Origin of the sequence: Massilia yuzhufengensis (genome assembly GCF_900112225.1) — a bacterium.
Classification (GTDB): Bacteria; Pseudomonadota; Gammaproteobacteria; order Burkholderiales; family Burkholderiaceae_D; genus Telluria; species Telluria yuzhufengensis.
Map to the genome: position 1 here is coordinate 53,924 of NZ_FOLD01000025.1, position 26,616 is coordinate 80,539.

25 protein-coding genes and 2 tRNA genes are annotated in these 26,616 nt (G+C 65.0%); 6 read left to right on the plus strand and 21 right to left on the minus strand.

The features are described 5' to 3' along the window. Positions 1-44: 44 nt before the first annotated feature. From BM031_RS18570 to apbC, 6 genes are all read right to left on the minus strand, one after another. A tRNA-Glu gene (locus BM031_RS18570) sits at positions 45-120 on the minus strand. 37 nt (positions 121-157) lie between these two features. Continuing rightward, a tRNA-Ala gene (locus tag BM031_RS18575) sits at positions 158-233 on the minus strand. Positions 234-298: 65 nt separating this feature from the next. After that, entirely contained in the window at positions 299-1,690 is a 1,392-nt protein-coding gene (gene gltX / locus BM031_RS18580) for a glutamate--tRNA ligase (protein WP_091876048.1), read from the minus strand. 84 nt (positions 1,691-1,774) lie between these two features. Continuing rightward, positions 1,775-3,130, minus strand: a complete 1,356-nt coding sequence (locus tag BM031_RS18585; RefSeq protein ID WP_091876049.1) for an aminotransferase class I/II-fold pyridoxal phosphate-dependent enzyme — start codon at positions 3,128-3,130, stop codon at positions 1,775-1,777. 41 nt (positions 3,131-3,171) lie between these two features. Then, on the minus strand, positions 3,172-5,676 hold the full coding sequence (locus BM031_RS18590) for a bifunctional diguanylate cyclase/phosphodiesterase (protein WP_091876050.1): 2,505 nt from the start codon (positions 5,674-5,676) through the stop codon (positions 3,172-3,174). A 112-nt stretch (positions 5,677-5,788) separates the two neighbouring features. Continuing rightward, positions 5,789-6,877 (minus strand): iron-sulfur cluster carrier protein ApbC, encoded by a 1,089-nt coding sequence (gene apbC, locus BM031_RS18595; protein ID WP_091876051.1) that lies wholly within the window; start codon positions 6,875-6,877, stop codon positions 5,789-5,791. 150 nt (positions 6,878-7,027) lie between these two features. Between apbC and metG the strand changes: the two genes are divergently transcribed. The 6 genes from metG (at position 7,028) to BM031_RS18625 (ending at position 13,607) form a co-directional block, all read left to right on the plus strand. After that, a complete protein-coding gene (gene metG, locus BM031_RS18600; protein WP_091876052.1) occupies positions 7,028-9,157 on the plus strand; it encodes a methionine--tRNA ligase in 2,130 nt (709 codons plus the stop codon). A gap of 188 nt (positions 9,158-9,345) precedes the next feature. Further along, positions 9,346-10,662 carry an enoyl ACP reductase FabMG family protein gene (locus BM031_RS18605; RefSeq protein WP_091876053.1) on the plus strand — a complete coding sequence of 439 codons (1,317 nt, stop codon included), beginning with the start codon at positions 9,346-9,348 and terminating at the stop codon, positions 10,660-10,662. Positions 10,663-10,728: 66 nt separating this feature from the next. Beyond that, entirely contained in the window at positions 10,729-10,938 is a 210-nt protein-coding gene (locus BM031_RS18610; RefSeq protein ID WP_091876054.1) for a DUF3460 family protein, read from the plus strand. Between the two features lie 18 nt (positions 10,939-10,956). Continuing rightward, on the plus strand, positions 10,957-11,835 hold the full coding sequence (locus tag BM031_RS18615) for a segregation and condensation protein A (RefSeq protein ID WP_091876055.1): 879 nt from the start codon (positions 10,957-10,959) through the stop codon (positions 11,833-11,835). A gap of 39 nt (positions 11,836-11,874) precedes the next feature. Beyond that, positions 11,875-12,714, plus strand: a complete 840-nt coding sequence (gene panC, locus BM031_RS18620) for a pantoate--beta-alanine ligase (protein WP_091876056.1) — start codon at positions 11,875-11,877, stop codon at positions 12,712-12,714. 119 nt (positions 12,715-12,833) lie between these two features. Further along, the gene (locus BM031_RS18625) at positions 12,834-13,607 is read left to right on the plus strand and encodes a flagellar brake protein (protein WP_091876057.1); all 774 of its coding nucleotides are present in this window, start codon (positions 12,834-12,836) and stop codon (positions 13,605-13,607) included. Positions 13,608-13,671: 64 nt separating this feature from the next. On the opposite strand, the gene BM031_RS18630 is transcribed toward BM031_RS18625, so the two are convergent. From BM031_RS18630 to flhD, 15 genes are all read right to left on the minus strand, one after another. Then, complete coding sequence (locus BM031_RS18630; RefSeq protein ID WP_091876058.1) at positions 13,672-14,877, minus strand: EAL and HDOD domain-containing protein; 1,206 nt, start codon at positions 14,875-14,877, stop codon at positions 13,672-13,674. A gap of 47 nt (positions 14,878-14,924) precedes the next feature. Next, positions 14,925-15,557, minus strand: coding sequence for a protein phosphatase CheZ (gene cheZ, locus BM031_RS18635; RefSeq protein ID WP_091876059.1), 633 nt, complete (start codon positions 15,555-15,557; stop codon positions 14,925-14,927). A gap of 1 nt (position 15,558) precedes the next feature. Continuing rightward, positions 15,559-15,957 (minus strand): chemotaxis response regulator CheY, encoded by a 399-nt coding sequence (gene cheY, locus BM031_RS18640; RefSeq protein ID WP_091876060.1) that lies wholly within the window; start codon positions 15,955-15,957, stop codon positions 15,559-15,561. Positions 15,958-16,107: 150 nt separating this feature from the next. Then, positions 16,108-17,172, minus strand: coding sequence for a protein-glutamate methylesterase/protein-glutamine glutaminase (locus BM031_RS18645; protein ID WP_091876061.1), 1,065 nt, complete (start codon positions 17,170-17,172; stop codon positions 16,108-16,110). A 17-nt stretch (positions 17,173-17,189) separates the two neighbouring features. Beyond that, on the minus strand, positions 17,190-17,783 hold the full coding sequence (cheD, locus tag BM031_RS18650) for a chemoreceptor glutamine deamidase CheD (protein WP_091876062.1): 594 nt from the start codon (positions 17,781-17,783) through the stop codon (positions 17,190-17,192). Between the two features lie 40 nt (positions 17,784-17,823). Then, on the minus strand, positions 17,824-18,681 hold the full coding sequence (locus BM031_RS18655) for a CheR family methyltransferase (RefSeq protein ID WP_091876063.1): 858 nt from the start codon (positions 18,679-18,681) through the stop codon (positions 17,824-17,826). Positions 18,682-18,750: 69 nt separating this feature from the next. Further along, positions 18,751-19,254: a chemotaxis protein CheW gene (locus tag BM031_RS18660; RefSeq protein WP_091876064.1), complete on the minus strand. Its 504-nt coding sequence runs from the start codon at positions 19,252-19,254 to the stop codon at positions 18,751-18,753. 39 nt (positions 19,255-19,293) lie between these two features. Further along, positions 19,294-21,465 (minus strand): chemotaxis protein CheA, encoded by a 2,172-nt coding sequence (gene cheA, locus BM031_RS18665; RefSeq protein WP_091876065.1) that lies wholly within the window; start codon positions 21,463-21,465, stop codon positions 19,294-19,296. Between the two features lie 36 nt (positions 21,466-21,501). After that, positions 21,502-21,867, minus strand: a complete 366-nt coding sequence (locus tag BM031_RS18670) for a response regulator (protein ID WP_091876066.1) — start codon at positions 21,865-21,867, stop codon at positions 21,502-21,504. Between the two features lie 84 nt (positions 21,868-21,951). Further along, entirely contained in the window at positions 21,952-22,500 is a 549-nt protein-coding gene (locus BM031_RS18675; RefSeq protein WP_091876067.1) for a chemotaxis protein, read from the minus strand. Positions 22,501-22,523: 23 nt separating this feature from the next. Then, positions 22,524-23,468, minus strand: a complete 945-nt coding sequence (gene motB, locus BM031_RS18680; protein WP_091876068.1) for a flagellar motor protein MotB — start codon at positions 23,466-23,468, stop codon at positions 22,524-22,526. A gap of 47 nt (positions 23,469-23,515) precedes the next feature. Then, entirely contained in the window at positions 23,516-24,370 is an 855-nt protein-coding gene (gene motA, locus BM031_RS18685) for a flagellar motor stator protein MotA (protein WP_091876069.1), read from the minus strand. Positions 24,371-24,506: 136 nt separating this feature from the next. Next, positions 24,507-25,250 carry a class I SAM-dependent methyltransferase gene (locus BM031_RS18690; protein ID WP_229409023.1) on the minus strand — a complete coding sequence of 248 codons (744 nt, stop codon included), beginning with the start codon at positions 25,248-25,250 and terminating at the stop codon, positions 24,507-24,509. Then, positions 25,247-25,843, minus strand: coding sequence for a flagellar transcriptional regulator FlhC (gene flhC / locus BM031_RS18695; protein WP_091876070.1), 597 nt, complete (start codon positions 25,841-25,843; stop codon positions 25,247-25,249). The genes BM031_RS18690 and flhC overlap by 4 nt, the downstream gene beginning before the upstream one ends. A 61-nt stretch (positions 25,844-25,904) precedes the next feature. Beyond that, positions 25,905-26,222 carry a flagellar transcriptional regulator FlhD gene (gene flhD / locus BM031_RS18700; protein WP_036248842.1) on the minus strand — a complete coding sequence of 106 codons (318 nt, stop codon included), beginning with the start codon at positions 26,220-26,222 and terminating at the stop codon, positions 25,905-25,907. Positions 26,223-26,616 lie beyond the last annotated feature (394 nt).

The window sequence follows — 26,616 nt, forward strand, 5'->3', positions numbered from 1 at the left end:
CGGATCGCGCAATCTGCGGCGACCCTGGCCTGCTGCCAAATTCTTGGCGTCCCCACGGGGATTCGAACCCCGGTACTCACCGTGAAAGGGTGATGTCCTAGGCCTCTAGACGATGGGGACCCTGGACCTGCTAGTTAAGACTGTTGTTTTTCCAACGTGGTGGAGGTAAGCGGGATCGAACCGCTGACCTCTTGCATGCCATGCAAGCGCTCTCCCAGCTGAGCTATACCCCCCTGTGCTGCTGAAGTGCGAGCATTATAGCGGGGGTTCTTGCATTACGCAAATAGCGATTTTCAGATCACAAACCTTTGCCGATCCGGGCCAATACCGTGTCGCGGCCAAACAGCTCCAGCACCGCGTCGATCGCCGGCGTTTGCAGCTGTCCGGTGACGAGCAGGCGCAGCGGCATGGCGATCTGCGGCATCTTGAGGCCGTGCGCGGCCAGCACTTCCTTGAACAGCGCGGCAATGGCTGCCTTGCTCCATTCGACCTCCTTGCAGCGCTCGGCAAAGGCGGCCAGCGCCGGGCGCACCGCATCGGTCAGGTGCTGGGCCAGCAGCGCCGCGTCGGGCTTGGGCGCGCGGTAGAACAGCATGGCGGTGTCGGCCAGTTCGTTGACGGTGTGGGCGCGGTCCTTCACCAGCGCCAGCACGGTCGGCAGCGCCGGGGCGCCATCCAGCACCCCACCCTCGCGCTCGATCACCGGGCGCACCAGGCTGGCCAGGCGCTCGTTGTCGGCCAGCTTGATATAGTGGTTGTTCAGCCATGCCAGCTTTTCCGGGTTGAACTGGGCCGCCGAAGCTGTCAGATGCTCGAGGTTGAACCACTCGGTAAATTGCTCCATCGAGAAGATCTCGTCGTCGCCGTGGCTCCAGCCCAGGCGCGCGAGATAGTTGAGCATCGCTTCCGGCAGATAGCCCTGGGCCGGGTATTCCATCACGCTCACCGCGCCGTGGCGCTTGGACAGCTTGGCGCCGTCGGCGCCCAGGATCATCGGCAGGTGGCCGTACTGCGGCAGCTCGGCGCCCAGCGCATTGAGGATATTGATCTGGCGCGGCGTGTTGTTCACGTGGTCGTCGCCACGCAGCACGTGGGTGATCTTCATGTCCCAGTCGTCGACCGACACGCAGAAGTTATAGGTCGGGGTGCCGTCCGGGCGCGCGATGATCAGATCATCGAGCTCCTTGTTGGCGATGGTGATCGGGCCCTTGACCACGTCGACCCAGGTAACTTCGCCATCCAACGGATTCTTGAAGCGCACCACCGGCTTGACGCCTTCCGGCACCGGCGGCAGTTCCTTGCCCGGCTCCGGGCGCCAGGTGCCGTCGTAGCGCGGCTTGTCGCCCGCAGCGCGCATGCGCTCGCGCATCGCCTCGACCTCGTCCGGCGAGCAGTAACACAGGTAGGCCGTGCCCTGCTCCAGCATCGATGCCACCACCTCGCGGTAGCGGTCCATGCGCTGCATCTGGTAGAACGGGCCTTCATCGTGCGACAGGCCGAGCCACTGCATGCCGTCCAGGATGGCCTGCACGGCTTCCGGGGTCGAGCGTTCGAGGTCGGTGTCTTCGATGCGCAGGACGAAGGTGCCGCCGAAGTGGCGGGCAAAGGCCCAGGAATACAGCGCGGTGCGGGCGCCGCCTAAGTGGAGGAAGCCGGTCGGGCTGGGGGCGAAGCGGGTGCGGACGGTCATGGCGGGATGCATAAAAGGTAAAGAAGCTATTTTACCTTGCCGCCAACGGCGCGCGCACCGCGCGCCGCGCCGTCCCGCCCGCGCTCAGCCCTGCCCTGCGGGGCGCGGCACCGCCCGCGGCGCCGTCGACGCCCGCCGCACGGCCGAAGCCAGCAGCCGCGCGCCCTGTCGCACCTGGGCCGGGCTGTGCCGGGCCATCAGCTGCAGGCGCAGGCGCGCGGCGCCCAGCGGCACGCCGGGAAATTCCATCGGGTTGACGAACACCTGCGCGCGCGCCAGCAGCATGCCGGCGATGCGCGTGGCCGCTTCGCTGCCGGTCCACAGCGGCACGATCGGCGATGGCGCGCCGATGCAGTGCATTCCCTCCTCCAGCAGCAGCGCGCGCAGCTCGACCGCATTGCGCATCAGGTCCGCGCGCAGCCGCTCCCCTTCGCTGCCAGTCGCGATGCGCAGGCATTCGAGCACCGTGGCCGCCTGCACCGGCGAGAGCGCATTCGAAAACATGTGCGGCCCGGCGAACAGCTGCAGCTGGCGCCGCGCGCTGCGCTGCGAACAGGCCACGAAGCCGCCGTTCGAGGCGAAGGTCTTGGAGAACGCGCCCATCACGATATCGATCTTGCCCAGCATGCCTTGAGCCCCGATCGCGCCCGTGCCGCCCGGGCCCATCGCCCCGAGGTCGTGGGCCACGTCCACCAGCAGCGTGGCGCCGTACTCGCGGCACAGGTATTGCAGCAGCGGCAGGTCGGGACTGTCGGCGTCCATGCTGAACAGCCCTTCCGTGATCACCAGGATCGCACCGCTGCCGTCGATCGCGCGGATCCCGGCCAGCAGCTCGCGCACATGGTCGCAATCGAGGTGCCGGTAGGCCGCCACATTGCGTGTCGCCGCGGCCGCGCCCTGGCGCAGCGAAGCATGCGCGAGCTGGTCGATCAGCACATGGTCGGCGCCGTGCACCAGCGCGGTCACGGCGCCGAAAGCCGCGCCCCAGCCGGTCGGGAACAGCACCACCTGCTGGCAGCGCAGCAACTCGCCGAGGGCGCGTTCCAGCGCATTCGAATGGCGGCTGTTGCCGAGCAGGACAGCGGAACCGGCGCTGTGCGGGCCGCATTCGGCCAGGGCCCGCATGGCCGCGTCGATCACGGCTGGGTGCGAGGCCAGCGACAGGTAGTCCTGCGAGGCGAAGTTGATGCCCTGGGCCGCCGCCAGGCCATCGCCCTCGACGGTGGCCAGCGGCGCCGGGGGGCCGTCGAGCGTGCGGCCGTAGGGCCAAACCCCGTTGCGCACCCGCAGCGCGCACCACTCCTCGAGCGGGGCCGAGCGGCGCAACAGGTCCTGGCCGCGCGGCTGCTTGAACAGTGCGACGTTGCCCCCCAGCGCGCCGGAGGCGGCCAGCGCGTCCAGGTCGTGGGAGGGATCAAAGGGAATCGGTTCGTTCAGCACGGTATCCTCCGGGGAGTCAAATGAGCGTCAAGGCGAATCGGTCAAGCGGGAACCAGCGGCGCCGCCTCGACCTGGCGCGCCAGCATGGCCGCCACCTCGCCAGGCGGCAGCGGCCGGGCGAACAGGTAGCCCTGGGCCGCGTCGCAGCCCATCGCGCACAGGTCGGCCAGCTGCTCGGGGGTCTCGACCGCCTCGGCGATCACCTCCAGGCCCAGCCGGTGCGCCATCGCGACGATCGCCTCGGCGATCGCATACGAACGGCCGCGCCCACCGGCCGCGCCAAGCCGGCGCACGAACAGGCCGTCCATCTTGAGGATGTCCACCGGCAGCTCGGACAGGTAGTTCAGGCTCGAATAGCCGGTGCCGAAATCGTCGATCGACACCAGCACGCCGGCCTGGCGCAGCCCGCTCATCAGCGCGCAATTGCCGGCCAGATCTTCGATCAGCATGCCCTCGGTGATTTCCAGGTCGAGGCAGCGCGCCGGCATGCCGGTTTCCGCCAGGATCGCCATTACCCGCGCCGGCAAGCCCGGCTCCTTGAGCTGGCGCGCCGACAAATTGACCGCGGTCTTGATCTCGGGGAGCCCGGCTTCGCACCAGGCGCGGTTCTGCGCGCAGGCGGTGCGCAGCGCCCAGTCGCCGATCGGGACGATCATCCCGGTCTCCTCGGCCAGCGGGATGAAGCGGCTAGGTGCGATGCGGCCGTACACCGGATGCTGCCAGCGCAGCAGCGCCTCGACCCCGACGACGCGCCGCCTGTCCAGGTCGAGCTGGGGCTGGTATTCGAGGAACAGCTGGCCCTGCGCCAGCGCGTCGCGCAAGCCGTTCTTGAGGGCCAGGCGCTCGCTCTGCGGCTGCACGGTGTCGCCCGAATACACCTGCACGCAGTTCTCGCCCCAGCGCTTGGCGCCGCGCATGGCGATGTCGGCGCGCTTGAGCAGCGCATCGAGGTCGCAGTCGGCCGCCGGATACAGGGCCACGCCCACCGCCAGCGTGACGAAGCACTCGCGCCCGGCCACCGTGAGCGGCAGCCCGAAGCGGTCGAGCACCTTCTCGGCCACCACCTGGGCGTCGGATGTATAGCCCAGGTCTTCCAGCAGGGCGATGAATTCGTCGCCGCCCCAGCGCGCCACGGTGTCGGAATCGCGCAGGCAGCGCCGGATCGCGGCGCCGGCCTGGCTCAGCAGGGTGTCGCCCGCCTCGTAGCCGAGTTCGTCGTTGATCTCCTTGAAGCCATTGATATTGAGCAGCAGCAGCGCCACCAGGCGGCGGTTGCGGTTGGCCCGGTCCATCGCATGGCGCAGGCGGTCGCGCAGCAGGTTGCGGTTGAGCAGGCCGGTAAGCTGGTCGCACTGCCCGCTTTCCTTCGCCGGGGTGACGCTGGCCGGCGCGGGCGCCGGGGCCAGCGGGCCGCGCTGGTCGTCGTCGTGGCACTGGACCCGGTTGCGCCCGAGCGACTTGGCCGCATACAGCGCCTCGTCGGCGCGCCCGATGGCCTGCGCCACCTCTTCGCCCAGCCGGTACTCGGCCACGCCCACCGACACCGTCAGCGTGATCTCGCTGCCGGCATCCATGCAGCGCAGGCCGGCGATCACACGCCGCACGCGCTCGGCCAGCACCACCGCGTCCAGCGCGGGCGTCTCGGGCAGCATCAGCAGGAACTCTTCGCCGCCGTAGCGCCCGAAGGCGTCGGTGGCGCGGATCTGGCCCTGCACGGCCTGCGCGAAGCTGCGCAGCACCGCGTCGCCGGCCGCGTGGCCATAGGTGTCGTTGATGCGCTTGAAGAAATCGATGTCGAACAGGCACAGGCAGAAGGCCCGGCCGTTGCGGTCGCTGCGCTCCTTCTCCCGGTCGATCAGGCCGAGCAGGAAGCGGCGGTTGTGGCTGCCGGTGAGCTCGTCGCGGATCGCCAGCTCGTTGATGGTCGAGAGCGCGCGCTGCAGCTTGATGAAGCCTTCGGTCTTGGTCAGCTCGAACAGCAGCACGAACACCAGCAGCACCACGTACAGGCCCAGGTTGCAGATCAGGTGCAGCAGCGGCATGTCCAGCTGCGGCGCGGGCGGCGTGGCCATGCCGAAGGCGGGCAGGCCCCAGATGGTGGTGGCGGCGGCGCAGCTCATCACCAGCCAGAACACGCCGCTGGCCACGCCGCCCAGGAACATCGCCACCACCGGCGCCGTGATCAGCCAGCTGGCGGTGGGCGCGTGGATGCCGCCCAGGTGCCAGGTCAGCCAGGTGAAATTGAAGAACAGCGCGCACAGGAACAGTTCGCGCGCCGCGGCGATGCTGCCGCTGACGCGCAGCACCGGCGGCGCCATCAGCATGAACAGGCAGCAGGCCAGGATCTCGAAGGCCGCCAGCTTCAGGCCCAGCAGCCAATAGGCCAGCGCATACAGCGGCCCGGCGGTGGCGGCCATCAGCGCCGCATTGACGACGTTCTCGGCCCGCGCCTGCACGGCGGCGTCCAGCCGAAGCTGGACCGGCACGAACAGGTGGGCGGCGTCCAGGTAACGCCCGCGCCACCGCTGTCTGCTGTTGTCGCTCATCGGATTCCCATGGGCCACGCTCTAAATTCTGAGTGTGGCAGGAAAATTCCGGTCGACTTTATTTTCAAACAGAAAGATGCAGGATGAATCCTGCATCCCTGCTTCGCCCGGCTCAGTCGTTCTTGACGACGATGCTCGGGAACTTGCTGGTCATGTCCTTTGCCTTCTCGGCCACTTTCACCGCGACCTTGCGTGCGATCTCTTTATAGATCGCCGCCACCGGGCCGTCCGGATCGGCCACCACGGTCGGGCGGCCGGAATCGGTCTGCTCGCGGATCGACAGGGTCAGCGGCAGCGCGCCGAGGAATTCCACGCCGAAGTCGCGGCACATCTTCTCGCCGCCGCCCTGGCCGAAGATCGCTTCGGTGTGGCCGCAGTTGGAGCAGATGTGGGTACTCATGTTCTCCACCACGCCGATGATCGGGATGCCGACCTTCTCGAACATCTTGAGGCCCTTGCGGGCGTCGAGTAGCGCGATGTCCTGGGGCGTGGTGACGATCACGGCGCCGGTGACCGGCACCTTTTGCGACAGCGTCAGCTGGATGTCGCCGGTGCCTGGCGGCATGTCGACGATCAGGTAGTCGAGGTCGCGCCAGTTGGTCTGCTCGAGCAGCTGCTGCAGCGCGCCGGTGACCATCGGGCCGCGCCAGACCATCGGCTCGTCCGGGTCGATCATGAAGCCGATCGAGGACACCTGCACGCCGTGGTTTTCCAGCGGCTCCATGGTCTTGCCATCAGTGCTTTCCGGGCGTCCGCTGATGCCGAGCATCATCGGCTGCGAAGGGCCGTAGATGTCGGCGTCGAGGATGCCGACGCTGGCGCCTTCGGCGGCCAGCGCCAGGGCCAGGTTGACGGCCGTGGTCGATTTGCCCACGCCGCCCTTGCCGGACGCCACCGCGATGATGTTCTTCACGTTCGGCATGACTTTCAGGCCGCGCTGGACCGCGTGCGACAGGATCTTGCTGTAGACCTTGACCGCCACGCCGCCCACGCCCGGCAGCCCCTTCAGTGCCGCGGTGACGCTGTCGCGCACGGGGGCGAACTGGCTGGCCGCCGGATAGCCCAGCTCGACGTCGAGGGCCACGTCGGCGCCGCTGAGGGTGATGTTCTTGATCGACTTGGAAGAAACATAATCCTTGCCGGTGTTAGGATCGATAACCGTCGACAAAATTGCCTTGACGTCGTTCTCAGTAATGCTCATGTATTTCTCCCGTGTGATGGGCCGAAGTGTAGCGCAAAATGCACGCCACCCTCTTGTCGTAATGGCAAATTCGACCAATGGCCCCTGCGCGACAAGGGCTATCCGCTGTTAAAATGCTTGTTTCCTAAAACCTAAAGCGCTTCGACTACCATGACCCGCAAGCTGTTCGTCACCACCGCCCTGCCCTACGCCAACGCTGCCTTCCATATCGGCCACATGATGGAATACATCCAGGCCGACATCTGGGTCCGGTTCCAGCGAATGCAGCGCGACAACGGCAGCCAGCGCGAAGTGCATTTCGTCTGCGCCGACGATACCCACGGCACCCCGATCATGATCGCGGCCGAAAAAGAAGGCATCACGCCCCAGGAATTCGTGGCCAAGATCGCCGCCGGGCGCCCGCAATACCTGGACGGCTTCCACATCGCCTTCGACAACTGGTATTCGACCGATTCGCCGGAAAACGTCGAACTCTCGCAGGGCATCTACCGCAAGCTGCGCGATGCCGGCCTGATCGTCACCAAGACCGTCGACCGCTTCTATGACCCGGTCAAGGGCATGTTCCTGGCCGACCGCAATATCAAGGGCGAATGCCCGGTGTGCCATGCCAAGGACCAGTACGGCGACAACTGCGAAGTCTGCGGCGCCGCCTACCAGCCCACCGAGCTGGTCAACCCGTTCTCGGTATTTACCGGCTCGACCCCGGTCCTCAAGCCTTCGGAACAGTATTTCTTCAAGCTGTCCGACCCGCGCTGCTTCGCGTTTCTCAAGGAATGGCTGAACACCCCGGGCCGCCTGCAGCCGGAAATGGTCAACAAGGTGTCGGAGTGGCTGGGCGAAGCCGGCGAAAAGCTGGCCGACTGGGACATTTCCCGCGACGCGCCCTATTTCGGCATCCCGATTCCTGATGCGCCGGGCAAGTTCTTCTACGTGTGGCTGGATGCGCCAGTGGGCTACCTGGCTTCGCTGAAGAATTATTTCGACAAGAAGGGCCTCGATGTCGACGCCTTCCTGCATGCGCCAGGCGCCGAACAGGTTCACTTCATCGGCAAGGACATCGTGTCCTTCCACCTGCTGTTCTGGCCGGCGATGCTCAATTTCTCGGGCCACCCGATCATCGACGGCCTGAAAGTGGCCGTGCATGGCCACCTGACCGTCAACAACGAAAAGATGTCGAAGTCGCGCGGCACCGGCATTTCGCCGCTGCGCTACCTCGAACTGGGCATGAACCCGGAATGGCTGCGCTACTACCTGGCCTTCAAGCTGAACTCGAAGGTGGAAGACCTCGACTTCAACGGCGAAGACTTCGTGGCCCGCGTGAACAGCGACCTGATCGGTAAATACGTCAACATCGCCAGCCGCTGCGCCGGCTTCATTGCCAAGAAATTCGACGGCAAGCTGGCCGACAGCCTGTCCGCCACCGCCAAGGGCTGGATCTGCAAGGCCCTGATGAACGACGGCGCCGAGCGCCAGGCCAGCATCGCCGCCAGTTTCGAAGCGCGCGACTACGGCCGCGCGATGCGCGAGATCATGGAGATCACCGACGTCGTCAACCAGTACGTGGACGAGAACAAGCCCTGGCTGCTGGCCAAGGACGAGTCGAAACTGGCCGAACTGCACGACGTCTGCACCACCGCGCTGATCCTGTTCCGCCAGCTGACCATCATGCTCTCGCCGGTGCTGCCGCAGGTCGCCGCCCGCGTGGGCGAGTTCCTCGGCGACGGCGAACTGAGCTGGCTTGACACCCACGGCGCGGCCGTCTACGACACCATGCTGGGCCGCTCGATCGGCGCCTACAACCACCTGATGCAGCGCGTGGATGCGAAGATGGTCGAGAATTTGTTCGACAAGCCGGCGGCGGTGGCAACGCCTGCAGTGGCTCCCGCGGCCGAACTTGCTGCTGACGCGACTCCTGCCGGCGACATCGAAGAACTGGCCCCGGAAATCTCGATCGACGATTTCACCAGGATCGACCTGCGCGTGGCCCGCATCGTCAACTGCGAACACGTCGAAGGCGCCGGCAAGCTGCTGCGCCTGACCCTCGACGTGGGCGAAGGCCGCCACCGCAACGTGTTCTCGGGCATCAAGTCGGCCTACAAGCCGGAAGATCTGGTCGGCAAGCTGACCGTCATGGTCGCCAACCTGGCGCCGCGCAAGATGAAGTTCGGCGTGTCGGAAGGCATGGTGCTGTGCGCGTCGGCGGCGGATGAAAAGACCAATCCGGGGCTGTATTTGCTCGATCCGATGGCGGGGGCGACGCCGGGGATGCGGATTCGCTAACTGGTTTCACAGTAAATTGGGTTCCGGCCTGCGCCGGAACCCAAGTTCGCCGCATCCCCAAACCACCCCCCAAAATCCCGCCCACGCCCCTCCCCAGCGTTATAATGGCGTGTTTTTTCTGAAACCCGCACCGGTGCCCATCCGCCGGTCAGCCCTCTTCAGACCATACAAGATAGGTAGATAATAAGATGACCGAATTGACTCCTCTCCGCCACATCCCGCAAGCCAACGTGTTCCGCAAAGGCGATGTGTTCGTCCTGTTCGGCGAACTGTTCGGCCGCGGCTACGTGAACGGTCTGATCGACGAGGCACGCGCAGCCGGCATGAGCATTGTCGGCATCACCGTCGGCCGCCGCGATGAGACCGGCGCCCTGCGCGCGCTGGACGCGGCCGAGCTGGCCGAGGCGGAAGAGAAGCTCGGTGGCCGCATCATCAATGTGCCGCTGATGGCCGGCTTCGACATGGACGCACCGGAAGGCGAGCAGAACCCGACCGAAATGCTGGCCAACGTCAAGCTCAAGACCTGGCAGGACGACAAGCTGGACTGGGAAAAGATCGAGCGCTGCCGCGAAGCCGGCGTGCGCCGCTTCACCACCGGCGCGGCCCAGGCAATGGCTGAGATCGACAAGCTCATCCCGGAAGGCGCCAATGTCTTCTTCGCCCACACCATGGCCGGCGGCATCCCGAAGATCAAGGCCTTCCTGGCCATCGCCAACCGCATCTACAAGGGCCGCGGCGAGCGCTTCGAGTCCTCGCGCGCCCTGCTCGACAGCGACCTGGGCAAGCTGATCCTGATGAACTTCGACGAAGTCACGGCCAACACCCTCAAGTACCTGATCGACGCCTCAGCCCCGATCCGCGAGCGCGTGACGAAAGCGGGCGGCGAAGTGCGCTACACCGCCTACGGCTACCACGGCACCGAGATCCTGATCGGCGGCCAGTACCAGTGGCAGACCTACACCAACTACACCCAGGGCTACGCCAAGATGCGCCTGGAGTCGATCGCGCAGGCGGCCTGGAACCAGGGCATCTACGCGACCGTGTTCAACTGCCCTGAAATCCGCACCAACTCGTCCGACATTTTTGTCGGGGTCGAGCTGTCGCTGTTCCCGCTGCTTACCGCCCTCAAGAAGGAAGGCGGCGGCGCCTGGGCTGACGAACAATGGAAGATTTGCCAGGAACTGCTGGGCGAAGGCACGTCGCTGGAATCGCTGCTGGCGACCATCGAGCGCTACAACAACGACGCCACCAGCGCCCACTTCCGCAACTTCGAAGCCTGGCCGATGGATAATACCCCCGAGCTGGCCGAGGTGATGATCGGCACCTCGGAAGACATCACCGCCCTGCACAAGGACCGCAAGGCCCTGATCACGGACCACCTGTCCAGCCTGGTGCTGGAAGGCGCCGGCCCGCTGATGTTCCATGGCGCGTCGGAAAAGATCGCTCCGGTGCTGTGGCTCGGCCACGACATCATCGCCCGCCAGCTGAACGCGCTGCACAAGTAAACTTGACGCGGGCACGCCGGGGGCCAAGAATCTCCCCCGGCCTTCCCCACATTCACTCCAGGTACCATGATCTTCTCGAAAAAACACTCGCTCTACGAATCCGAGCACACCCGGTTCATCAAGGAACTGAAAGCACAAACCCCGGGCATGGAAGCGCGCCAGCTCGAAGGCCGTTCGCTGCTGTGGGACAAGGCCCCGCTGTCGCTGGACGAGCAGGAGCGCGAGAAGCAGTCGCGCCTGCGCCAGAACGCCTACCCGTACCAGAACAAGGTCTGAGGCCAGGGAAGCGCCCCCATGCTGCCAGAGCAGGCCGGGCACGACGTGCCGGCCGAGCCCCGGCCCGACGGGGCCTTCCCGCCACCTGACGATCCGACGGCCGCCGCCGCCCCGGCCGACAGCGCCATCGCGCGCCTCTACGGCGAGCCGCTCACGCGCATGCCGAACGACCTGTACATCCCGCCGGATGCGCTGGAGGTCTTCCTCGACGCCTTCGAAGGTCCGCTCGACCTGCTGCTGTACCTGATCCGCAAGCAGAACTTCAATATCCTCGACATCCCGATGGCGCAGGTCACCCTGCAATACCTGAAGTACGTCGAGCAGATCCGCCAGCGCAACCTCGAGCTGGCCGCCGAATACCTCTTGATGGCGGCGATGCTGATCGAGATCAAGTCGCGCATGCTGCTGCCCAAGCGCCACGACGACCTGGTCGAGGACGTGGGCGACCCACGCGCGGAACTGGTGCGCCGCCTGCTGGAGTACGAGCAGATCAAGGTGGCCGCGGCGGGCATCGGCGCCCTGCCCCAGGAAGGCCGCGATTTCGTGCGTCCCCAGCTGTTCGTGGAACAGGGCCTGGCGCCCGCCCTCCCCGACGTCGACCCGTGGGACCTGCAGCGCGCGTGGCTGGACGTCATCCGCCGCGCCAAGCTGACCCAGCACCACCGGATCGGCCGCCAGGAACTGTCGGTGCGCGAGCACATGACGGCCATCCTGCGCACCCTGCAGTCGCAGCGCTTCATCGAGTTTTCCGAATTGTTCGCCGGCCAGCACACGGTTCCGATTGTGGTTGTACACTTTGTCGCCATGCTTGAACTCGCAAAAGAAACCTTGATCGAGATCACACAGGCCGAACCCTTCGCGCCGATCTACGTGCGGCTGGCCTATTCCCCGGCGTGAAAAATCGCTTACCTTATTTCATCCTTGCATTAAAAATTCATGAAAATTATTTCCTCCATCGACGAATTGCGCGACCAGTTGCGCGGCCAGCTGCGCACTGCCTTCGTGCCGACGATGGGCAACCTGCATGAGGGTCACCTTTCGCTGATGCGCCTGGCGCGCCGGCACGGCGACCCGGTGGTGGCCTCCATCTTCGTCAACCGCCTGCAGTTCGGCCCGAACGAGGATTTCGACAAGTACCCGCGCACCTTCCACGACGACGTCGCCAAGCTGGAAAAGGAAGGCGTCTACGTGCTGTTCGCGCCGACCGAGAAGGACATGTACCCGGAGCCGCAGGAGTACCGCGTGCGCCCGCCTGACGGCCTGGGCAATACGCTGGAAGGCGAGTTCCGTCCCGGCTTCTTCGACGGCGTCTGCACCGTGGTGACCAAGCTGTTTTCCTGCGTGCAGCCGCGCGTGGCCGTGTTCGGCAAGAAGGATTACCAGCAGCTGATGATCGTGCGTAACATGGCGCGCCAATTTGCCCTGCCGACCGAGATCATCGGCGCCGAGACCTTCCGCGCCGACGACGGCCTGGCGCTGTCCTCGCGCAACGGCTACCTGAGCAGCGAAGAGCGGCAGGAAGCCCCGGTGCTGTACCAGCAACTGAACGCCGTCGCCACCGCCATGCGCAGCGGGAACCGCGACCCGCAGGCGGTCGAGCGCGCCGCGATGGAACACCTGGCCGCGCGCGGCTGGCAGCCCGACTACGTCTCGATCCGCAAGCAGATGGACTTGAAGGCCCCGAGCGCGGCCGACCTGGACGCCGGCAGCCCGCTGGTGGTGCTCGCCGCGGCGAAGCTCGGCAAGACGCGCCTGATCGACAACCTGGAAATCTAGGGCTTCACAAAAAAGTAACTTTGCTTACGAAATTGCAATATCAGGGAGACTGGCTTTATACTTGAACGCGCGCGGATGTCGCTTGTATAGACAGCCCGCCTAACCAAGGAATTCTCGCCGTGAACACGCCTGCCAAGCCCGTCATCCGCAAGGGTCCCCCGAAGTCCTCGGACGCGCTCAACCGCATCGGCGGCAACGCCGAACCGCACGAGATGCGCGACCCCTTCGACATCGGCGAGGCCTTGAGCGCCCTGTCGCTGTCGGGCGACCCGGTAACCGTGTTCCCGGCCGGCTGGATCGAACCGCTGCTGGCGCGCATCGAGTCGGTCGACCCGGAACTGCCGCATTTCGTCATCGATTTCTCCGGCGCCGAGCGCCCGCCCGCGGGCAAGGCGATCCTGGTGGCTTCGTTGGGCGGCAACGCCAAGCTGCAGTTCGAGCTCGACCAGTCCTGGAAGCCGGTGCCGGCGAACGCGCTGCACGTGGCGGCCGAGTTCCCGGCGTCCTGCCTGGTGCTCAACCGCCGCGCCGCGCGGCGCGTGGAAACCCCGGTGGGAGTGAACTACACGGCCAGCTTCCGCATCAAGGGGACCCAGTTCGACCTGCCGCTGTATGATTTTTCGCAAGGAGGCGTGGGCCTGCGGGCGACGCCAGAGCAGTGTTTCGGCCTGCACGTGGGGAAGAAGCTGGAAGGCGTGCGGCTGGAACTGGGGCCGAACCTGGTGCTGATGGCAGATCTCGAAGTGCGGCTGCTCAGGCCCTTCCGCACCTTCCTGCTGGGCGAGCAGGTGCAGATCGGCTGCAGTTTTGCGGCGATTTCGATGCAGATGCAGCAGACGCTGGAGCGGTTTGTGACGAGTGGGGCGGTGGAGAGAAGGGTCGCTGCGCGGTGAGGGTGGTGATGGGTCACTAAAATTGCGTTCCCGCCTGCGCGGGAACCCAAGTGGACCTTGACGTTTACCCCGCCACCGACTGCGCCCACGCCAGCGCCGACAAATGCGCCCGGTTCACATCCAGCGGGCTGATATCCAGCGACGCCGCCAGTGAGGCCACCAGGTTGGAATTGAGCTCGCAGGCCTCCGCCAGCGCCAGGTAGGGACCGTACCGGCCTTCGCGCCCGATCAGCGCCCTGACCACTTCTTCCGGCAGCGGCACCGTTTCCAGCACCTCCGCCATCGGCAGTCCCAGCAGGCGGTCGAGCAGCGAGAACATGCCGCATACGAACAGGTTCTCCCCCTCCCCCCGCAGCGCGCTCGCGCCCAGCAGTTCGGCCAGGCGGCCGCGCACGACGGCGGTTTCCATCAGCACGGGCGAATAACCGCTCGCGCTGGCGGTGGCCAGCAGCAGCACCAGCCAGCGGTACAGCGGCGCGTAGCCCATCAGGGCGATGGCCTGGCGCAGCGACTGCACTTCGCGTGCGGCGCCGAAGCCGGCGGAATTGATGAAGCGCAGCAGCTTGTAGGTCAGTGCCGGATCGCGCTTGAGGACGTTTTCGATCTTGGGCACGTCCTCGTTGTTCTGCACCATCTGCATCAGCTGCAGGATCACGGCCTGGGTCGGGTTCATGCCCTTGACCGGGTTGCCCGGGCGCGGCGTCAGGTGCAGCTTGCCGACGAAGGCGTCCAGGCCGAGCGCGGCGCAGGCGTCGAAATCGGCCCAGGTCGCGACCGGCCGGCCGACCATGCGCATCGCCGCATGCTTGGCGGCGGCATAGGTGCGCGCCTGGGTGGCGACGTCGGCGCCGGCAAACTGCACCTCGACGTAGGAAGCATAGGGCGACAGGTTGCGGCCCAGCAGGTTGATGTCGGCGCCGCGGATCGAGATGCCGACACCGCCCACGCGCACAGCCTGCACGGCCGAGCGCACGTTGGGGTCGGTCAGGCGGCGGATATTCAGGGTGAGCACCGTGCGTTCCGGAGGCAGCGCGTGCAGCGCATCGGTCGAGAGCATTTCGGGAACGGCTTCGAGGAACAGCATCTTGTCGCGCAGCAGCCAGCCGTGTTCGGCATGGACGACGTGCTCGGCGACAAAACCGATCAGGTCTTCCAGCTCCTCGGTGGTAACGAGCTTGCTGTCGTGGCGCTGCCACGACAGTTCGTAGCCGATAACCCGCTGCTTGGGGTCAAGCAGCGGTTCACGAACAATGAAGTTTGTTTGATGCATGTGGGCGCGGTAGTGGTACTGGTACGGGGCGCGCTACCGGACGCGCGTCAGAAGCCGAGGCTGTCGAGCAGGTCGTCGACCTGGCCCTGGTCGGCAACGACTTCGTTCTTGCCTTCCGGGTTGATCTGCGGGCCGTTGAGCAAGCCATTGTCGATCTCGCGCTTGATCTCGCTCGGCGCGAAGTCGACCAGCACCTGCACCAGCTGCTTTTCGAGGTTCTGGGCGATCCCCGTGATGCGGCCGATCACCTGGCCGGTCAGGTCCTGGAAGTCCTGGGCCATCATGATGTTCATCAGCTGGGTACGGGTGGCCGCGGCGCCGATACGCGACTCGTCCAGGCCGGCGATGGTGCGCCGGGCCAGCGCGCGCCAGTCGGCGTCCGACGCGCCATTGTCCAGCAGATCCTGCCACGAACCCGACAGCTCGCTCGACCGGGTTTCGATCGCGTCCTGCACCGGGCCCGCCGCGTCGGTCGCGTCCAGCACTTTCTTGGCCGCCTGTTCCGACAGGCGCGCCACGTAGTCGAGGCGGTCGCGCGCATCGGGAATGTCGCTTGCCGCTTTCTCGATCAGCTTGTCCAGGCCAAGGCCGCGCAGGCTCTCGTGAAGCGCGCGCGTCATGTGGCCGATGCGGCTCAGGACCTCCTCGTTGGAGCCCTGCTCGGCAATCTGCTCAGGCATCTCAGGCTCCAGCCTTGTCCATCTTTTCGAAGATCTTGTTCAGCTTCTCGTCCAGCGTGGCGGCCGTGAACGGCTTGACCACGTAGCCGCTGGCGCCGGCCTGGGCAGCCGCGATGATGTTTTCCTTCTTGGCTTCGGCGGTCACCATCAGCACCGGCAGCTTGGCCAGTGCCGGATCGGCACGAATATTCTGCAGCATGGTCAGGCCGTCCATGTTTGGCATGTTCCAGTCGGACACCACGAAGTCGAACTGCTCGCTGCGCAGCTTGGCCAGCGCCATGACGCCGTCTTCCGCTTCGTCGACGTTGGCATAACCCAGTTCTTTCAACAGATTCCGCACGATGCGGCGCATCGTCGAGAAATCGTCAACAACCAAGAAACGCATCTTTGGATCAGCCATGAATTACTCCGTTTTGAATCTCTACTTTGGTTTAATGGGTGAGCGCTGTATAAAACAACGTCGAGCACGCAGGCTCGATCAATCAGCCTCAAGAATAGCATTTTTGTTGCCCTACGGCGATAAAATGGCATCAATACAACTGCATCCGGATCAAACGCGCAACGCTCTGCTCCCTTGGGAGGCCAGATGCTCGAGAACCATGCCCGGCAAAGCCTGCAAAGGACCCACTTCGTGGGCCGCGCCGAGCGCGATCGCTTCACGCGGCATGCCGAACACGACACAGCTTGCCTCGTCCTGCGCGAAATTGTGTGCCCCGGCATGGCGCATGTCCAGCATGCCCGCCGCGCCGTCCTTGCCCATGCCGGTCAGGATAACACCAACGGCATTTTTGCCCGCCGCTTCGGCGGCGCTGCGGAACAGTACGTCGACCGAGGGCCGGTGCCGGTTGACCGGCGGGCTCTGTTCGATTTTGGTCATGTAGTTGGCGCCGGAACGGGTCAGCAGCAGGTGCGAATGGCCGGGTGCGATATAGGCGTGGCCCGGCAGCACCCGCTCGTTGCCCTGTGACTCGACCACGCTGATCTTGCACAGGGTATCGAGGCGCTTGGCGAAGGAAGACGTAAACCCTTCCGGCATGTGCTGGGCGATCAGGATGCCCGGGCAGTCCGACGGCATCTGCATCAGGAATTCGCGGATCGCCTCGGTGCCGCCGGTGGAGGCGCCGATGATGATCAGCTTTTCCGAAGAAATGAGCGGGCTGCGCAGCGCCGACAGCTGGGGCATGGGGGCGCCGGCCTGCACGGTGCGGGCGCGGATCCGGGCCCGGCTCGCCGCGCGGATCTTGTCTGCGATCAGTTCGGTGTATTCGCGCATGCCGGTCTGGATCGAGATCTTCGGCTTGGTGACGAAGTCAACCGCCCCCAGTTCCAGCGCGCGCATCGTGATTTCCGAGCCGCGCTCGGTCAGCGAGGACACCATCAGCACCGGCATCGGGCGCAGGCGCATCAGCTTTTCCAGGAAATCGAGACCGTCCATTTTCGGCATCTCGACGTCGAGGGTGAGCACGTCGGGGTTGTGGCGCTTGATGAGCTCGCGCGCGACAAGGGGATCGGGGGCCGTGGCCACCACTTCCATGTCGGGCTGGGAGTTGACGATTTCGCTCATCACGCTGCGGATGAGCGCAGAGTCGTCGACGATCAGCACTTTGATGGTCATGAGTCGTCCCTTTCACATTAGAACAGGTCGATCGCGCCGCCCACCGGCTCGACCTTGAGCCGCTTGGCGTAGTCGAGTTCTCGCTTGGCCAGCGTATCGTTCTGGGTTTGCATCAGTTTTTTTACCAGCACCTTGCCGGTCTTCGGGAAGAAGTACACCTTGCGCGGGTAAATGTCGTTCAGGTCTTCGGCCAGCACCGGGATGCGTTCGGTTTTCAGGAAGTTCATCACGAAGGCCGCGTTGCGCTCGCCCACGTTCATCGCCGTGAAACCGCGCAGCACCGCGCCGCCACCGAACACCTTCGCTTCCAGGTGTTCGCGCCGCGCGCCGGCCTTGAGCAGGTCGTTGATCAGGATCTCCATCGCGAACGTGCCGTAGCGCATCGAGGCCGACACCGGGCTGTTGGCGTCGCCGCCGTCGGGCAGCATGAAGTGGTTCATGCCGCCCAGGCCCGTGATGCGGTCGCGGATGCAGGCCGAGACGCAGGACCCGAGCACGGTCACGATCAGCATGTTCTTGCCGGTGTAGTAGTACTCGCCCGGCAGGATCTTGGCGGCGTCGCAGTCGAAGGTGCGGTCGTAGTAGACGTTGGTGGCAAACTGGTTGTTCATGGCGAATCCGGATCTGGTGCAAAGGGTCTTGCCCGCTACATTAGCGGCGCGCGGCCTGGTCTAGCTCGTACACCGTCTTGCCGCGCAGGCGCAGTGAATCCGATACGTACAGGAAATTTTCAGAATGCCCGGCGAACAGCAGGGCGTGCGGCTTCATCAGGGGCACGAAGCGCGTCAGGATCTTGCGCTGGGTGTCCTTGTCGAAGTAGATCATCACGTTGCGGCAGAAGATCGCATCGAACTGCCCGTCCAGCGGCCAGCCGTCGGCCAGCAGGTTCAGCTGGCGGAAGCTGACCAGCTGGCGCAGTTCCGGGCGCACCCGCACCATGCCCTCGTTGCCGCCCTTGCCGCGCTGGAAAAAGCGCTTCAGGCGTTCGGGGCTGAGCTTGTCCACCCGTTCCATCGGGTACATCCCGTTGGCGCCGGTGGCCAGCACATTGGTGTCGATGTCGGTCGCCACGATCTCCACCTTCGGGGTCAGCGTGTTGAAGGCCTCGCAGGCCGTCATCGCGATCGAGTACGGCTCCTCGCCGGTGGACGCGGCCGAGCACCAGATCCGGATCGGCTGGCCATCGCGCCGCTGCAGACCCTGGAGCTGTTCTGCCAGCAGCGGGAAATGGTGCGACTCGCGGAAGAACGAGGTCAGGTTGGTGGTGAGCGCATTGGTAAACGCTTCCCACTCGGCGCCCATGCGGCCGGCTTCCAGTTCGTCGAGGTAGCGCGTGAACGACTGGATGCCGGTGGCGCGCAGGCGGCGCGCCAGGCGGCTGTAGACCATTTCCTGCTTGCTCTCGGCCAGCGAGATGCCGGCGCGCTGGTAGATCAGCGCGCGCACCCGCTCGAAATCACTGCGCGTGAAATCGAATTCCTTGACCGTATCGGTTCTTTGCTGCGGCACGTGTTTGCCTCTTCGTTGCTGTTCGTTGTAGTGCTCGTGCAAAACCGTCGCCGGCCAGCTTGCGGTCGTTTATGCCGCCAGTTTGTCCATCAGGCCCATCTCGCCCGAGGACATCAGCTTGTCGATGTCCACCAGGATCAGCATGCGCTCGTCCACCGTGCCCAGGCCGATCATGTAGTCGGAATTGAAGGCGCTGCCCATCTCCGGGGCCGGCTTGATCTGGTCCGGGGTCAGGGTGGTGACGTCCGAGACGCTGTCGACGACCATGCCCATGATACGGCCGGCAATGTTCAGGATGATCACGACGGTGAACTGGTCGTACACCGGGGTGCCGAGCTGGAACTTGATGCGCATGTCGACCACCGGGATGATGATGCCGCGCAGGTTGATCACGCCCTTGATGAATTCCGGCGCATTGGCGATGCGGGTCACCGCTTCGTAGCCGCGGATTTCCTGCACTTTCAGGATGTCGATGCCGTATTCCTCGGAGCCGAGGGTAAAGGCCAGGAATTCGCTGCCCGCGCCGTCGTGGGCGGTGCCGCCTGCCGGCTTGGTGGTCTGGTCGTTAGACATGTTCACGTCCTCTTGGATAAATAAGATGAAAAAAGCGGCTTACGACAGGATGGCGTCGCCCAGTAGCTGGCGCGACGAGCGCACCAGTGCGGCCACATCCAGGATCAGGGCGACGCCGCCGTCGCCCAGGATGGTGGCGCCCGAAATGCCGGCCACCTTGCGGTAGTTCGCTTCCAGGTTCTTGACCACCACCTGCTGCTGGCCCACCAGCTCGTCGACGAACAGCGCGGCCTTCTTGCCCTCGGTCTCGAGGATCACCACGATGCCCTCGGACGGGTCGGTGATGCGCGGGTCGATGTCGAACATCTGGTACAGCGGGATCAGGGGCAGGTACTCGCCACGCACCTTGAGCACGCGGCCGCGGCCGGCGATCTCGCGGATGTCTTCGGGCGCCGGCTGCAGCGACTCCACCACGAACGACAGCGGCAGGATGTAGACCTCGTCGCCGCTCCTGATCGACATGCCGTCCAGGATCGCCAGCGTCAGCGGCAGCGAGATCGAGATGGTGGTGCCGAAGCCGCGCGCCGAACGGATGTCGACGCTGCCGCCCATGGCCGTGATGTTGCGCTTGACGACATCCATGCCGACGCCGCGGCCCGACACGTCGGTCACCTGCTCGGCGGTCGAGAAGCCGGGCGCGAAGATCAGCTGCCAGACATCCGAGTCGCTCATGTTGTCGGTGACCGGCAGCCCGTTCTGGGCGGCCTTGGCCAGGATCCGTTCGCGGTTCAGGCCACCGCCGTCGTCGGCCACTTCGATGACGATGTTGCCGCCCTGGTGGCCGGCCGACAGGAACAGGCGCCCTGCTTCCGACTTGCCGGCCGCCGCCCGCACCGCCGGCATCTCGATGCCGTGGTCGATGCTGTTGCGCACCAGGTGGGTCAGCGGGTCGACGATGCGCTCGATCAGGCCCTTGTCCAGTTCCGTGGCGGCGCCGTTGGTGATGAAGTCGACCTTCTTGCCGAGCTTACCGGCCAGGTCGCGCACCATGCGCGGGAAGCGCGAGAACACGAAGTCCATCGGCATCATGCGGATCGACATCACGGCTTCCTGCAGCTCGCGCGTGTTGCGGCCCAGCTGGCTGATGGAGTTGAGCAGGCGTTCGTGCCCCATCGGGTCGAGGTTGCTGCTGCGCTGCTCCAGCATCGCATTGGTGATCACCAGTTCGCCGATCAGGTTGATCAGCTGGTCGACCTTTTCCACCGACACGCGGATCGACGAGGATTCGGCGCCCGGGTCCTTGCGGGCGGCCTTCTTCTCGGCGGCCAGCTCGGTGGCCAGCTCCGAGACCTCGATCGGGTCGGGGCGCTGTACGGCGGCGGGCCGTGCTTCCGGCTCGTTGCCGATGCCGGCCAGCGCGCGGATCTGTTCGATCGGCTGGAAGAAGCCGTAGCCGCGTTCGTCGTCGGACAGGTCGTCGTCGGCCTTGGCGGCGGCGTCGGCGTCGTCGTCGAAGTCGAAGAAGCCGTAGCCCTGGTCGTTCTCGATGCGCTTGCGCTCGGCCGCTTCGATCGCGCGCTGCTCGGGCGTGAGCGCCGGGGCTTCGAAGATCTTCAGGTCGTCCGGGTCGAGCACGAAGGAGCAGATGGCGATGATGTCATCCAGGCTCTCGTGGGTGGTGATGATGAGGGCGCTGCGGCCGCCGTCCAGCGGCGTGACCTTCACGCGGCCCATCAAGCCCAGTTCATCGACCAGCGCGCTGATGTCGCGCGGCTCGACCACGGGCAGTTCGATCTTGTAGCGGTGCGCCCCTTCGGTCGGGTGGTGGAGCTTGGGCTCGAGCGTCAGGTAGGACGGCGCCACCACGGGCGCCTGCGGCACCAGGCCCTCGGCCAGGTCGTGCAGCACCATGCGCACGTTGGCGACGGCTTCCTGGTCGACCGCCGCGCCGTGGCGGTGGCCGTCGAGCTGCATCTTGAGGCTGTCCTTGGCGGCCAGGAAGGCGTCCACGTGGTTGCTGGTGAGCGCCATCTCGCCCTTGCGGATGCGGTCCAGCAGCGACTCGAGCACGTGCGTGACGTCGCTCATGTCGGTCAGGCCGAAGGTCGAGGCCCCGCCCTTGACCGAGTGGGCGGTGCGGAAGATCGCGTTCAGGTCCTCGGCGTCGGGCGCAGCCACGTCGACGCCCAGCAGCAGCCGCTCCATCTCGGCGAGCAGCTCTTCTGCCTCGTCGAAAAAGACCTGGTAAAACTGGCTGATGTCGATCGTCATGGTGCTAGTCCCTGGAATGCCCGGTGCTTCATCGGCTTAGCCGATGACCTTTTTCACGACTTCGATGAGGCGCTGCGGGTCGAACGGCTTGACCAGCCAGCCGTTGGCGCCGGCGGCGCGGCCCTTGGCCTTCATTTCGTCGGACGACTCGGTGGTGAGCATCAGGATCGGGGTCTTGGCGTAGGCCGGCAGCGTGCGCAGGGTCTTGATCAGGGCCAGGCCGTCCATGCGCGGCATGTTCTGGTCGGTCAGGACCAGGTCCACGCTCTGCAGCTTTGCCTTGTCGAGGCCATCCTGGCCGTCGACCGCTTCCACCACGTGGTAGCCAGCCGCCTTCAGGCTGAAGGCCACCATCTGGCGCAGCGAACTGGAATCGTCGACCGCGAGAATCGTTTTTGCCATGTTTTGCTCCTGCTGTTTTAAGTCCGGTATGTTCCGGTTTGATGTTGAGTGGCGAAATAGTACGTGATGTGCGCGGCACCGGGCTCAGAAAAGCTCGATATCCCCGCTTTCGAGGTGCTGCTGTTCGACCGATTTGCGCAGCATGCTGCGCAGCTCGAGCGACTGGATCGCCAGCGCCATGCTGACCTTGCCCAGGCGCTCGACGATTTCGTCGCTGTCGGTTTCCGGCGCGATGTCGGCGCCATGCTCGCTGAGCGTGCCGAGGAACTCGCGCAGCCCGGCCACGCGGCGCAGCGTGCGGTCGATCAGCTGGCTGGTCATGTCCTGGAACTGCATGCTGGTGATCGCCGTGTTCACATGCTGGCCGATCTCGCCCGACATGTCGGAGAGGTGGGCGCTGTCTTCCGGCGTCGGCGTCTCGCCGGCCAGCAGGCGGTTGATCGCTTCCTGGCGCGTGCCGACCGCCGTGTGGATCGCCATGAAGCTGCTGGTGAGCTTGTCGATGGCTTCTTCCAGCAGCAGCTCGGTCTGCAGGAGGTCGGTCTCGACCTCGTTCAGGTGGCGGCGGCCGTGGATGGCCACGCCCGAGAGCAGGCGCTTGACGTGGGATCCGAGTATCTTTTTTCTTGTCATGTCATGTTCCAGTCCAGGCCGGGCTACTGCTGTGCCGTCGGGGCGGCGGCGGCGATGGTCGCCGCTGCTGCCGCTTCGGGTTGCTGCGCCGGCACGTCGAGCGTGGCGGCGTCGCGCTGGACGGCCTCCTCGGTCTTCTTGTTCATCACGATGATGCTGATGCGCCGGTTGATCGGGTTGAACGGGTCTTTCTTGTCGAGGTGGGCGGCCGCGGCCAGGCCCACCACGCGCAGCACTTTATCGTCCGACAAGCCGCCGCGCACCAGTTCGCGGCGCGAGGCGTTGGCGCGGTCCGCCGACAATTCCCAGTTGCTGTAGCCGGCGTCGCTGAAATACGGGGTCGAATCGGTATGGCCCGACAGGCCGATCTTGTTCGGCACTTCGTTGAGCACCAGCCCGATCACGTTCAGGATCTCGCGGGTGTAGGGCTGCACCTCGGCCTTGGCCAGCGCGAACATCGGGCGGTTCTGCTCGTCCACGATCTGGATCCGCAGGCCTTCGCTGGTGATATCGAGCAGCATCTGGTTCTTGTACTTCTTGAGCAGCGGGTTGACTTCGATGACCTGTTCGATCTTGGCCTTGAGCGACTGCAGGCGCTCGGCCTCGGCCCGGGCCACCTGGGCCTTGGCCGCTTCCAGGTTATAGGTCTTCGAGCTCGGGTCGATGTCGCCCTTTTTCACCTGGCCGTTGCGGCGGGTCAGGTCGGTGCCGCCGCCCTTGATCACCGACGAGGAGTCGCCCGCGCCCGAGCCGCCCGCCATCGCCACCTTGAGCGGGGTGCTGAAATATTCGGAGATGCCTTCCAGGTCGCCCTTGGCGGTCGAGCCAAGCAGCCACATGAGCAGGAAGAATGCCATCATCGCCGTCACGAAGTCGGCGTAGGCGATCTTCCAGGCGCCACCGTGGTGGCCGCCGGCCACCTTCTTGATGCGCTTGATGACGATGGGGCGCATGCCTTCATCGGCCATGCTTGCTCCAGGTAGTCAGGTGGTCGGGATGGCGGGTCATGGCCTGCTTATTTCTTCTTCTTGATGTGCTCTTCGAGCTCGGCGAAGGTCGGGCGCTCGGTCGAGTACAGCACCTTGCGGCCGAATTCGACGGCCAGCGCCGGCGCGTAGCCGTTCAGGCTCGCCAGCAGCGTCACCTTCACGCACTGGAACATCTTGGTCGATTCTTCCAGCTTCTGCTCCAGGATGTTCCCGAGCGGGCTGACAAACGCATAGGCCAGCAGGATGCCGAGGAAGGTGCCGACCAGCGCTTTCGCGATCAGGATCCCCAGCTCGGCCGGCGGCAGGCCCACCGATTCCATCGTGTGGACCACGCCCATGACGGCGGCCACGATACCGAAGGCCGGCAGGCCGTCGCCGACCTTGGCGATCACGTGGGCCGGGATGGCGCCCTCGTGGTGGTGGGTCTCGATCTCGTTGTCCATCAGGTTTTCGATCTGCAGCGCATCCATGTTCCCCGACACCATCAGGCGCAGGTAATCGGTCATGAACTCGATGATGTGGTGGTCGGCCAGCACCGCCGGATACTTGGAGAACAGGGGCGAGGCTTCCGGCGCCTCGATGTCGGCTTCGATCGACATCAGGCCTTCCTTGCGCACTTTCGACAGCACGTCGAATTGCAGCGCCATCAGCTCCATGTACATGTCGCGCGTGTACTGCGAACCCTTGAAGATGCTCGGAAAGGCCTTGGCGGTCGCCTTCACGTTCTTCATCGTGTTACCGACGAAGAAGGCGCCGACGGCGGCGCCACCGATCATCAAGAGCTCGATCGGCTGCCACAGCGACGCCAGGTGGCCGCCGGCCAGGGCAAAGCCGCCGAAGACGCAGGCGCAGACGATGAGGTAACCGATAATGACTAACAAGGGAATTCGCTCCAGAGAAGCCGGGCTGCTCGATCCGGCTGGCACATATAAAAAATGATTTCGGGCAAAGTTGACGCAGGGAACCACTCTAGCGGGAGAATGACCTCCGGGCAAGCAAAAAGCCCCGTTTTGTGGCCTAAAAGTGCCATATATGGAGGGCTGGACCACCCTCTGTGGGATAGACGGTACGGTTCGGCAAGCGATCGTCGATGACGAATTCGTAACTGAGCAACATCGACCCGGGACGCATTTCACAGATGGCCTTGCGCCATAGCGCATCCATCGCGGCCGGCGACAGGTAGGCGAAGATCACATCGAACTGTTCAAAATCCAGTTTCTCGTAGTCGCCGCGAATGAAACGGGCGCCGCTGCCGGCCAGCCTCGCGCGCAGCGCGCTTACCAGCCAGGGCAGCGGCGCCAGCTCGATGCCGGTCGCCTCGATGCCGGGCCGGCGCCGCGCCAGGTCCAGCACCAGGCCGCCCAGGCCGCTGCCGATGTCGATCACGCGCACCCTGCCCGCCGGCGGCAGCAGCCTGGCCACCGCATCCCAGACGCGCCGGCTGGATGGGTAGTACGGCACTTGCGTGCGGTAGGTGGACCAGTAGAGCAGCAGCAGGAACAGGAACAGGACGAGGAAGACGGACGGCGGAATCGCCAGCCGGGTGGCGCCGAGCAGGGCCAGGGGAAACAGCAGCTCGATGGCGATCCACCAGCTGGCCAGGCCGCGCCACCAGGCCAGGCCGGCGGCGATGGCGCCCTGGAGCAGGGCAACGGCGAGATAGGACATCGGCAGACCGGCGCTGGCCAGCAGCCAGGTGGTGGCCAGCGCCAGGGGGAATGCGGCGGCCTGCAGCAGCAGCGCCGCACAAGCGGGCTTCACTCGGCGGGCTGGTTTGCTGCGGCGTCGCGCACGTCCTGGGCGTCTTTGGCCTCGCGCGCGTCTTTCGCGTCCTTGGCCTTGCGGGTCTTGCCGGCGCGCGAAGGCATGTGGCACAGGCCGCACAGGTAGTCGGCGTTCAGGTCGAGGGCGTTGACGATGAACTTGCCCTGGCACTTGCCGCAGGGCGCCAGCACCAGCATGCCGCTCTGGAAGAAGCGCACCAGGGTCCAGGCGCGGGTGAGCGAGAGCAGCGGCTCTTCGCCCGGCTCGGGCGGCATTTGTTCGAGGTAGAGCTTGTATGCCTTCATCACCGCCTCGATACCGGTAGCGCCGGCATGTTCGACCAGGAAGTGATGAATATTGATGAACAGCGAGGAGTGGATATTCGGCTGCCACGTCAGGAACCAGTCGGTCGAGAACGGGAGCATGCCCTTGGGCGGGGAGACGCCCTTGAGTTCCTTGTACAGCTTGAGCAGGCGCTCGCGCGAGAGGGAGACTTCGGTTTCGAGCAGCTGGAGGCGGGCCCCCAGGTTGATCAGTTCGATCGCAAGGCCGATTTCCTGCGCTTCCGAAACGACGCTTTTCTTGCTCATGTGCTGCTCCCGCCCTGGTGTTCTTGTTCAGCGATCCCGGCGGGACCGCTTCAGGGGGATTTTATACGATCTCTTCAACAGGCTGGCCGGCCATCAGGATGGCGGCATGCGACTGGGCCAGGCTGCGCTCCTTGGTGTGGCTGGTCAGCATCGACAGGATGGCGGTGTCGTCGAAGCGGAAGCGGGCCAGCATCATGTTGCCGCTGGCAAGCTTCAGGATCTGGGCGTTGCTCATGCCTTCGATCAGGTCGGCGATGTCGGCCGAGACGCCGAGACGGAAGATGGCGGTGACCTTGTCGGCGCGAATCATCTGCTGGGCCAGCATCAGGTAGCTCAGGTTTGCATCGCGGATTTCAGCCATCATGTCGTTCATCGTCATTTTCTATCTCCGTATCCGTTGGTTCAGCGACTTGCGTGTTGCCGATGAGATAGATTCTGACTGTAGGGAAACTTTTGGGCTATTGGACGAAGTCTGTATTTTGCGTCCGCGAATGACGGACAGGACCCGTAGGAGTTTGTCTGACAAACCCTGCTGGATCGCTCTGGCGCCCCTATGAAAAAGGGGCCTGGGGAGGCGCCGGGAACCGGCCGAATTGTGTGCGCTCGAAACTGCTTCTGTCGTGCGCTTGCTACGATTTACGTCAAGCTTCCGGAGAACTTGAGGGTTTTCGCAAAATATTTTTTGCCACCCTGGCTACGGTTTCCGCCGCCTGCTCATCCATTAACGGAGCGCCGGGAAAGAACTTGAGGGTTTTTTGAAAATAATTTTCCGG

What these genes read in the sequence shown, in the direction of transcription:
- BM031_RS18660 (WP_091876064.1), bottom strand. Translation starts at nt 19,254, where the DNA reads ATGTCTAACGACCAGACCACCAAGCCGGCAGGCGGCACCGCCCACGAC.
- cheY (WP_091876060.1), bottom strand. Translation starts at nt 15,957, where the DNA reads ATGGCTGATCCAAAGATGCGTTTCTTGGTTGTTGACGATTTCTCGACG.
- cheZ (WP_091876059.1), bottom strand. Translation starts at nt 15,557, where the DNA reads ATGCCTGAGCAGATTGCCGAGCAGGGCTCCAACGAGGAGGTCCTGAGC.
- panC (WP_091876056.1), top strand. Translation starts at nt 11,875, where the DNA reads ATGAAAATTATTTCCTCCATCGACGAATTGCGCGACCAGTTGCGCGGC.
- cheA (WP_091876065.1), bottom strand. Translation starts at nt 21,465, where the DNA reads ATGACGATCGACATCAGCCAGTTTTACCAGGTCTTTTTCGACGAGGCA.
- BM031_RS18605 (WP_091876053.1), top strand. Translation starts at nt 9,346, where the DNA reads ATGACCGAATTGACTCCTCTCCGCCACATCCCGCAAGCCAACGTGTTC.
- BM031_RS18590 (WP_091876050.1), bottom strand. Translation starts at nt 5,676, where the DNA reads ATGAGCGACAACAGCAGACAGCGGTGGCGCGGGCGTTACCTGGACGCC.
- BM031_RS18615 (WP_091876055.1), top strand. Translation starts at nt 10,957, where the DNA reads ATGCTGCCAGAGCAGGCCGGGCACGACGTGCCGGCCGAGCCCCGGCCC.
- BM031_RS18670 (WP_091876066.1), bottom strand. Translation starts at nt 21,867, where the DNA reads ATGGCAAAAACGATTCTCGCGGTCGACGATTCCAGTTCGCTGCGCCAG.
- flhC (WP_091876070.1), bottom strand. Translation starts at nt 25,843, where the DNA reads ATGAGCAAGAAAAGCGTCGTTTCGGAAGCGCAGGAAATCGGCCTTGCG.
- BM031_RS18610 (WP_091876054.1), top strand. Translation starts at nt 10,729, where the DNA reads ATGATCTTCTCGAAAAAACACTCGCTCTACGAATCCGAGCACACCCGG.
- flhD (WP_036248842.1), bottom strand. Translation starts at nt 26,222, where the DNA reads ATGACGATGAACGACATGATGGCTGAAATCCGCGATGCAAACCTGAGC.
- metG (WP_091876052.1), top strand. Translation starts at nt 7,028, where the DNA reads ATGACCCGCAAGCTGTTCGTCACCACCGCCCTGCCCTACGCCAACGCT.
- motB (WP_091876068.1), bottom strand. Translation starts at nt 23,468, where the DNA reads ATGGCCGATGAAGGCATGCGCCCCATCGTCATCAAGCGCATCAAGAAG.
- BM031_RS18675 (WP_091876067.1), bottom strand. Translation starts at nt 22,500, where the DNA reads ATGACAAGAAAAAAGATACTCGGATCCCACGTCAAGCGCCTGCTCTCG.
- apbC (WP_091876051.1), bottom strand. Translation starts at nt 6,877, where the DNA reads ATGAGCATTACTGAGAACGACGTCAAGGCAATTTTGTCGACGGTTATC.
- cheD (WP_091876062.1), bottom strand. Translation starts at nt 17,783, where the DNA reads ATGAACAACCAGTTTGCCACCAACGTCTACTACGACCGCACCTTCGAC.
- BM031_RS18630 (WP_091876058.1), bottom strand. Translation starts at nt 14,877, where the DNA reads ATGCATCAAACAAACTTCATTGTTCGTGAACCGCTGCTTGACCCCAAG.
- gltX (WP_091876048.1), bottom strand. Translation starts at nt 1,690, where the DNA reads ATGACCGTCCGCACCCGCTTCGCCCCCAGCCCGACCGGCTTCCTCCAC.
- BM031_RS18645 (WP_091876061.1), bottom strand. Translation starts at nt 17,172, where the DNA reads ATGACCATCAAAGTGCTGATCGTCGACGACTCTGCGCTCATCCGCAGC.